Source organism: Caulobacter sp. (assembly GCF_049283275.1).
GTDB lineage: Bacteria > Pseudomonadota > Alphaproteobacteria > Caulobacterales > Caulobacteraceae > Caulobacter.
In genome coordinates, this window is record NZ_JBAPVS010000305.1 from 19,688 (window position 1) to 27,318 (window position 7,631).

Here is a 7,631-nt window from a genome sequence, read left to right on the forward strand (position 1 = left end):
GACTCTTACGCGTCCCCTGCCCGCTTCTCGGCCTTCTCGTCGCCCGGCAGGGCGTACTTGGCGCCCTCCCACGGAGACAGGAAGTCGAAGGCGCGGAACTCGGTGATCTTCACGGGCTCGTAGACCACGCGCTTCAGCTCGTCGTCATAACGGACCTCGACATAACCCGTCATCGGGAAGTCCTTCCGCAGCGGATGGCCGTGGAAGCCGTAGTCGGTCAGAATCCGGCGCAGGTCGGGGTGACCGTCGAAGAAGATCCCGTACATGTCGAAGGCTTCGCGCTCGAACCAGTCCGCCACCGGGAACACCGGGGTGACGCTGGGAACGGCGGTGTCCTCGTCGGTCTGGACCTTGAAGCGCACGCGATGGTTCTTCACCAGCGACAGCAGGTGATAGACCACGTCGAACCGGCGCTCGCGCTCCGGATAGTCGACGCCCGTCAGGTCCACCAGCTGATGGAAGCGGTAGTCGGGGTGGTCGCGCAGATAGGTCAGCGCCTGGACGACCCGATTGGCTGGGCCCAGCAGGTTCAGCTCGCCGAACGCCACATGATAGGCGGTGATCGCGCCGGTCGAATTGGCGACGATCGCCTGGCCCAGCGACTCGAGCGGCGACAAAGTCGGCTCGGAGGCCGGCGCTTCGGTGGAAACAACGTCGGTCATCGCTCGATCGTCCCCGTGCGACGGATCTTCTTCTGCAACTGCAGCACGCCATAGACCAGGGCCTCGGCGGTGGGCGGGCAGCCGGGGACATAGATGTCGATGGGCACGATCCGGTCGCAGCCGCGCACGACGCTGTAGCTGTAATAATAGTAGCCGCCGCCGTTGGCGCAGCTGCCCATCGAGATGACGTAGCGCGGCTCGGGCATCTGGTCATAGACCTTGCGCAGAGCCGGAGCCATCTTGTTGGTCAGGGTGCCGGCGACGATCATCACGTCCGACTGGCGCGGGCTGGCGCGCGGCGCGAAGCCGTAGCGCTCCAGGTCGTAGCGCGGCATGGCCGCGTGCATCATCTCGACGGCGCAACAGGCCAGGCCGAACGTCATCCACATCAGCGAGCCGGTGCGCGCCCAGGTGATCAGGTCGTCGGCGGCCGCCATGACGAAGCCCTTGTCGGCCAGTTGGCCCGACAGACCGTCGAAATAGGGGTCGTGCAGCTTGGGGTCATAGCCCTGCACCGTCGACCGCGCGGCCGAGCCGGCCGGAAGGAGCGAGGAGCTGGGCGCCGAACCGGCGGGGGGAACGATCACTCCCATTCGAGGGCGCCCTTCTTCCATTCGTAGATGAAGCCGACGGTCAGAACGCCCAGGAAGACCATCATCGACCAGAAGGCGAAGGCGGCCACGTCATGGGGCAGCTTCATCAGCGAGACCGCCCATGGGAACAGGAAGGCCACTTCCAGGTCGAAAATGATGAACAGGATCGAGACCAGGTAGAACCGGACGTCGAACTTCATGCGCGCGTCGTCAAAAGCGTTGAAGCCGCATTCGTAGGCGGACAGCTTTTCCGGGTCCGGCGCCTTGGGCGCGAGCACTGCAGCGGCAAGGATGAAGGCGATGCCGATGACCGCCGCGATCCCTAGGAAGATCACGATCGGCAGATACTGGAGAAGGAAGGCGTTCATGACAGCCCTTGGCTTGAATCGAGCGGGTTGTATCTTACTGCCGCCGACGCTTCAAACACCTGCGACACATTGAGAAACGATCGCAACTAGGTCGAGTTTACCTAACGACGGTCTGCCAAAAATGGACACCGCCGTGCTCATCGCGAACGGCACGTCAGATTGTTGCTTTTTGGCCGGTCCGGACGAAATCCCGCACGCCCCGGCCGCCTTTTGTCGCTTCTTCGATATGGCCGTTGACACGCCCATCGGCCCGACATATCAGACGCCCCTCGCCGCACGGCGGGTCGCACTTCGCTTCGGCGGAGCCTGATGCGGATGTAGCTCAGTTGGTTAGAGCGCCGGCCTGTCACGCCGGAGGTCGCGGGTTCAAGTCCCGTCATTCGCGCCACTTCCCTGAAGTTGGCTGCTTCCCACCGCCAGGCCGGCCCATGGAATGACCGCGCCGGACATCTGTTCGCGCCCGACGCGGATGTAGCTCAGTTGGTTAGAGCGCCGGCCTGTCACGCCGGAGGTCGCGGGTTCAAGTCCCGTCATTCGCGCCACTTCCCTTCCCTTGCAGATCAGCCGCCACGACGCGTAGCCGCCGGCGGATCGCTGGCCGGAAAGCTTTCCTCCAGTTCCTCATCCAGCACCATGTCCTGATGCAGGCCATCCAGCACGGCGTCGTGCACGGGCCTATCGACGGGCTGTCCCGCCAGCCAGAGCGCCAAGTTGCGCGCATAGAGCCTGACGTCGCGCCGAGCCTGTGGCGAGCGCGCCAGGGCCTCGCCGGGCGGTTCGGAGACGAACCTGGGCGCGCCGACGGCGGGATTCCAGTTGTAGTCGGCGAAGTGATGGAAGGTGGATTGGGCCATCGCGGGGCCGCCATCCGGCGAGGGTTCGAACGCCACGGCCAGGTTGAAGGCCGCGCCGGTGACTTTGCTGACGCCCATGGCGATAACCCGGGCGGTCGGATCATCGGCCGGCGCGCCGACCGCGCCTTCGTGAGGATGCGACGGCAGGAATCGTATGGCGCCGCTTTCCGAGGCGGCGTCGCTCAGTACGGGATGGACGTCGCCGACGATTTTGATGGTCTGGAAGTCACCGTTTGCGCCGGAATGATAGTTCGGCCAGCTGATGTAGGTCGTGAACGGGTCGTCGATCTGGCGACGTGATTCGTCCGGGTCCTGATTCTTGCTGTGGAAGTGATGCGCCGCCCCGACCCCGCCCAAGGTGCAGACGCTGCTGCCCAGGTCCTGATGGTCGCGCGTCACCATCAGGCCGCCGCCACGGGCTCGGAACCGCGAGATGGCCGTGCACTCTTCAGCGCTGAGCCCGTCGCCCACATCGACCGCGAACAGCCACATTGCCGCGAAATCCGACTCCTCCAGCTCCGACAACACCGGATCGGGCCTGTCGAGCGGTCCACGGTCGCGAGCCACGACCTCGAAGACCGGCGCGCCGTCAGGGTCGCGAAGCTGCCCCAGATAGTCCGCCAGCATCGAGAACCGGGCGATCGACCAGTCTTCAGCGGCCGTCTGAATGGTGGTCTGGAGGAGGATCTTGCTCGGCTTGCCCATGACGAAGGTCTCGAAGCTCGATCAATAGAAACGCGGAATCGGCCCGGGATGCGGGGTCGGCGCGTCGAATTCGAAGAACTCCTCGTCGACATAGCACCAGCCCCAGCCTTCCGGCGGGTCGTAGCCCTCGATGATCGGGTGGGCGGTGGCCTTGAAGTGCTTGGTGGCGTGCTTGTTCTTGGACTGATCGCAGCAGCCGACATGCCCGCAAGTCCGGCAGAGCCGCAGGTGCAGCCAGCGATCGCCCGTTTTCAGGCATTCCTCGCAGCCGGCGGTTCCCGGCGTCACATCCTGGATCTGATCGAGATGGGTGCACTTCAGCGCCATGGCCGTCTCCGTCACCGCCCGCACGGCTTCACATCGCGATTAGTGCGCGGATCGTCACGGCGCGGCTAGTATGAACCTGCCGTCTTGAGGTTCACCCTCCGCGTTCCGATCTAGCATGCATGTCGCACGCCCATCCCCTGCCCTTTTCCGTCCTCGACCTAGCCCCCGTTCCGCAAGGAACCAGTATTGGCCAGGCGCTTCACAACAGCCTGGACCTTGCCCGTCACGTCGAGCAACTGGGCTATCACCGCTACTGGCTGGCCGAGCACCACAACATGCCGGGCATCGCCAGCGCCGCGACCGCCGTGGTCATCGGCCACGTGGCGGCCGGCACCTCGACGATCCGGGTCGGCTCGGGCGGGGTCATGCTGCCCAACCACGCCCCGTTGATGGTGGCCGAGGCCTTCGGCACCTTGGCCGCCCTGTATCCAGGACGCATCGACCTGGGCCTGGGCCGCGCACCGGGTACGGACCAGGCCACCATGCGGGCCCTGCGCCGCTACATGGGCGCGGTCGACAGCTTCGCCCAGGACGTCGTCGAACTGCAGGCCTGGTTCCAGCCGGCCCAGCCGGGTCAGGCCGTACGCGCCGTGCCGGGCGAGGGCCAGGACGTGCCGCTCTGGCTGCTGGGCTCCAGCACCTACAGCGCTCAGCTGGCCGCCGCCCTGGGCCTGCCGTTCGCCTTCGCCGCCCACTTCGCGCCCGATCAGCTGATGGAGGCGATCGCCATCTATCGGCGGACCTTCAAGCCATCGGCGGCCCTGGCCCAACCCTATGTGCTGGTCTGCATCGGGGTCTGCGCCGCCGACACCGACGACGAGGCGCGCCGCCTGTTCACCTCCAGTCAGCAACAGTTCGTGGCGTTGAGGCGCGGTAATCCCGGCCTGCTGCCCGCGCCGGTCGACGATATCCGCGAGGTGGCCTCCGAGGCCGAGATCGCCGGGCTGGACCACACCTTCCGTTATTCGGCGATAGGCTCGCCCGACACGGTCCGCGCCAAGGTCCAGAAGGTCCTGGACGCCACCGGCGCCGACGAGCTGATGGCCGCCTCGCAGATCTACGACCACGGGGCGCGCCGGCGGTCCTACGAGATCTTGGCGGATGTGCGCGGCCAGCTGACCAAGGCGGCCGCCTAGTTCAGGCCGATCAGTTCGGGGACTGGTGCGGCGGCCAGATCCCCGAACGCGGCGCAGCCGGTGAGCCGGCCGTAGATTCCGGACAGCTTGCGGAACACCGGGTCCCAGCCGTGGCGCAGTTCGGCCCTCTGTCGAGCGGCCCGGCCCAGGGCCCGGACGTCGCGCGCGAACACCGACTCGATGGCCTCTGCGAAGGCGCGGGCCTCCGAGGCCGCGGCCAGGACCCCGACGGTCTCGTCCACCGACTCAGCTACGCCGCCGGCCGCTACGCCGATCACCGGCAGGCCGCAGGCCATGGCCTCCAGCACGATCAGTCCAAAGGGTTCGTTGTCGTTGGCGTGGACGAAGGCGTCGCAGCCGGCCAGCACCGCCGCTAGGGTCTGCGGATCGCGCTGATAGTCCATGCAGATCACCCGATCGCTGGACGGCGCCCCGGCGCCCGCCCCCACGAACAGCAGCACATAGGGGTCGCCCAGGCGTTCGACCGCCTCGACCAGCACGTCCAGCTTCTTTTCCTTGGCCGGCCGCCCGGCGAACACCAGGATCCGATGGCGGCTGGTCAGGCCCAGCCGGCGACGCAGGGTCTCGCGGTCGCCGCGCTGCGGGTTGAAAATCTCGGTGTCGACGCCTAGCGGGAGGCCGATGGCGTTCTTGACCCCCGCCTCGATCAGGCGGCCGGCGATAAACTGGCTGGGGGCCACGGCCTGGTCGAACTGGCTGTAGATCGCCGCCCAGCGCTTCTGCACCGGCTTTTCCGCCCATTCGCCGATATGCAGCGCCGCCAAGGCGCCCAGATCGGTGTGGCAGAAGCCGACCACCGGCACGCCCAAGGCGTCACCGGCCTTCAGGGCCGCCAGACCTGGCGTGTAGGGATCACCGGCCTCGATGATGTCCGGCCGCTGACGAATCAGCCGCTCCATCCAGGCGTTCTTGACCACGGGCCAGCGATAGCCGTCGCCGAACGGCAAAGGCGCCGCATAGATCGAAACCCGACCGTGGCCGTCGTGCGCATCGCGCGGACCGGGCACCACCAGGGTGTGCCGTATCTGCGGCAGATTTGCCGCGATCCACGTCCGCTTGGAGTTCAGATAGCGTCGCACGCCCCCGCTGCGGGGGGCGTAGAGCATGGTCGTGTCAACCAGTCTGACCGGCTTGCCACCGGACCGGACCGGCTTGAACAGGGGTTCTGCGGCCTCGTTGAACGCCGAGAGCGGGTCAAACCTCAAATCCATCACGCCAGAACCTCGCTTGTCAGCCGCGCCCGTCGAGACGATCGCAGAGCCTTAAGACACTCACGGGGACGGAGGTTCCTCCGAAGCTGAACCGCTGTCCAGCGGTCGCAGCGCACCGCGGCGCAACAGGGCTTCGCGCAATAGCATTTCGACCTGGGCGTTGACACTACGTAGTTAAACTGTCGCGAGAAGCTCGACGGCGGCCAGAACCTCGGGCGCACGCTCACCAGAAACGCGCGCCGTCGATTTCCCGGCGGATTTGACGGAAGGCCATCGTCTTGATCGCTGGTGGCGCCGGGCGTCTGGACCGCGTAGGCAGGCGATGCGAAACGCGGTCGAGGGCTCTGATGGCGCGGTATCTCTTCACCACCTGGGAAGGCGGCGGCCATGTGCAGCCCATGCTGCTGGTCGCCCGCGACCTGGCGGCGCGCGGCCATGCGGTGCTGGTCCTCAGCGACCCTTGCAACGCGCCTGACGCCACCGCCCTGGACGTGCCGTTCTGCGCCTGGACGACCGCCCCCTTCCAGACCGGCAAGACCTCCGACGACGACCGGCTGAAGGATCACGAGGCCGACAATCCGCTGGCGGTGATCCAGCGCCTGCTCGATCGGGTGATGGCCGGCCCCGCCCTCGCCTACGCCCACGACACCCTGGCGGCGATCGACGCCTTCGCACCGGACGTGGTGGTGTCGCAGGAGCTGCTTCTGGGGCCGATGGCGGCGGCGGAGGCCAAGAGCCTGCCGCTGGCCCTGCTGGCCGCCAACATCTGGTCGTTGCCGACCCTGGCCGGCGCGCCGCCGTTCGGGGCCGGCATGCTTCCGGCGGCCAACGATGGGGAGCGGGCCATGCACGCCATGGTCGGCCAGATGAGCCGGACCTTCTTCCAGGCCGGCCTGCCCGACCTCAATGCGGCCCGCGCCGCCCTGGGTCTGCCGGCCCTGGCCGACCTGTTCGAACAACTGGACGTCGCCAAGGCGATCTTGCTGGCCACCAGCAAGGCCTTCGACTTCGCGCCGGAGCCCCTGCCCGCGCCCTTCGTCCATGTGGGTCCATACCTGGCCGACCCGGCCTGGGCTCGGCCGTTCGCGCCCCCGCCCGGCGAGGCGCCGCTGGTCGTCGTGTCGTTCTCCAGCCTCTACCAGGCACAGGAACAGACGCTGCGCGCGATCATCGCCGCTCTGGGTCAATTGCCGGTGCGCGGCGTGGTGACCACCGGCCCGGCGATCGATCCGGCGCAGTTTGACGCGCCCGCCAATGTCGCCGTCGTCGCCAGCGCGTCGCACGGCGCGCTGTTGAAGGACGCCGCCCTGTTCGTCACCCATGCAGGCCATGGTTCGGCCCTGCGGCCGTTGATGGCCGGCGTGCCCCTGCTGTGCCTCCCGATGGGCCGCGACCAGCACGACAACGCCGCCCGCATCGCCCATCGCGGCGCCGGCCTGACCCTGCCGGCCGATGCGAGCACGGAGGTCATCGCCGCCGCCATGCGCCGCCTGCTGGACGAACCGGCGTTCCGAGCCGCCGCCGAAACTCTGGGCGCGGCGATCCGCGCCGACGAGGCCGCGCGCGATGCGGCGCTGGTTCTGGAGAGGCTTGCCGCGCGCTAGGACGGCGGCCATGCCCGATCCGTGCGGACGGCGGCGCTGAAGGTCCATCGCCGGTCGAAGCCTGGATGCCGCGCCGCGATTTTGGTGGGCGGTGAGGGGATCGAACCCCCGACCCTCTCGGTGTAAACGAGACGCTCTACCGCTGAGCTA

Annotated in this window: 8 protein-coding genes and 2 tRNA genes; 4 read left to right on the forward strand and 6 right to left on the reverse strand. The window is 67.5% G+C overall.

Annotated elements, in window-relative coordinates:
* Positions 1-5: 5 nt before the first annotated feature.
* Genes WAL33_RS17355 through WAL33_RS17365 form a run of 3 tightly spaced genes read right to left on the reverse strand, consistent with a single transcriptional unit; the run spans position 6 to position 1,623 of the window.
* The gene (locus tag WAL33_RS17355; RefSeq protein ID WP_422182772.1) at positions 6-662 is read right to left on the reverse strand and encodes an NADH-quinone oxidoreductase subunit C; all 657 of its coding nucleotides are present in this window, start codon (positions 660-662) and stop codon (positions 6-8) included.
* A complete protein-coding gene (locus WAL33_RS17360; RefSeq protein WP_422182773.1) occupies positions 659-1,276 on the reverse strand; it encodes a NuoB/complex I 20 kDa subunit family protein in 618 nt (205 codons plus the stop codon). Before WAL33_RS17360 ends, WAL33_RS17355 begins: the two co-directional genes overlap by 4 nt.
* On the reverse strand, positions 1,246-1,623 hold the full coding sequence (locus tag WAL33_RS17365) for an NADH-quinone oxidoreductase subunit A (protein ID WP_035074791.1): 378 nt from the start codon (positions 1,621-1,623) through the stop codon (positions 1,246-1,248). Before WAL33_RS17365 ends, WAL33_RS17360 begins: the two co-directional genes overlap by 31 nt.
* A gap of 311 nt (positions 1,624-1,934) precedes the next feature.
* Here WAL33_RS17365 and WAL33_RS17370 point away from each other — a divergent pair.
* Positions 1,935-2,011 (forward strand) — tRNA-Asp (locus WAL33_RS17370).
* Between the two features lie 77 nt (positions 2,012-2,088).
* Positions 2,089-2,165: transfer RNA gene (locus WAL33_RS17375), tRNA-Asp, on the forward strand.
* A gap of 18 nt (positions 2,166-2,183) precedes the next feature.
* Here WAL33_RS17375 and WAL33_RS17380 read toward each other — a convergent pair.
* Together WAL33_RS17380 and WAL33_RS17385 are read right to left on the reverse strand one after the other, a co-directional pair.
* Entirely contained in the window at positions 2,184-3,182 is a 999-nt protein-coding gene (locus WAL33_RS17380; RefSeq protein ID WP_422182774.1) for a hypothetical protein, read from the reverse strand.
* A 21-nt stretch (positions 3,183-3,203) separates the two neighbouring features.
* The gene (locus tag WAL33_RS17385; protein WP_422182775.1) at positions 3,204-3,509 is read right to left on the reverse strand and encodes a UBP-type zinc finger domain-containing protein; all 306 of its coding nucleotides are present in this window, start codon (positions 3,507-3,509) and stop codon (positions 3,204-3,206) included.
* Between the two features lie 119 nt (positions 3,510-3,628).
* Between WAL33_RS17385 and WAL33_RS17390 the strand changes: the two genes are divergently transcribed.
* Entirely contained in the window at positions 3,629-4,645 is a 1,017-nt protein-coding gene (locus tag WAL33_RS17390; protein ID WP_422182776.1) for an LLM class flavin-dependent oxidoreductase, read from the forward strand.
* Here the strand turns inward: WAL33_RS17390 and WAL33_RS17395 are convergent.
* Positions 4,642-5,877 (reverse strand): glycosyltransferase family 4 protein, encoded by a 1,236-nt coding sequence (locus WAL33_RS17395; protein WP_422182777.1) that lies wholly within the window; start codon positions 5,875-5,877, stop codon positions 4,642-4,644. The two genes, WAL33_RS17390 and WAL33_RS17395, sit on opposite strands and share 4 nt — an antisense overlap.
* Positions 5,878-6,224: 347 nt before the next feature.
* Between WAL33_RS17395 and WAL33_RS17400 the strand changes: the two genes are divergently transcribed.
* A complete protein-coding gene (locus tag WAL33_RS17400) occupies positions 6,225-7,481 on the forward strand; it encodes a glycosyltransferase (RefSeq protein ID WP_422182778.1) in 1,257 nt (418 codons plus the stop codon).
* Positions 7,482-7,631 lie beyond the last annotated feature (150 nt).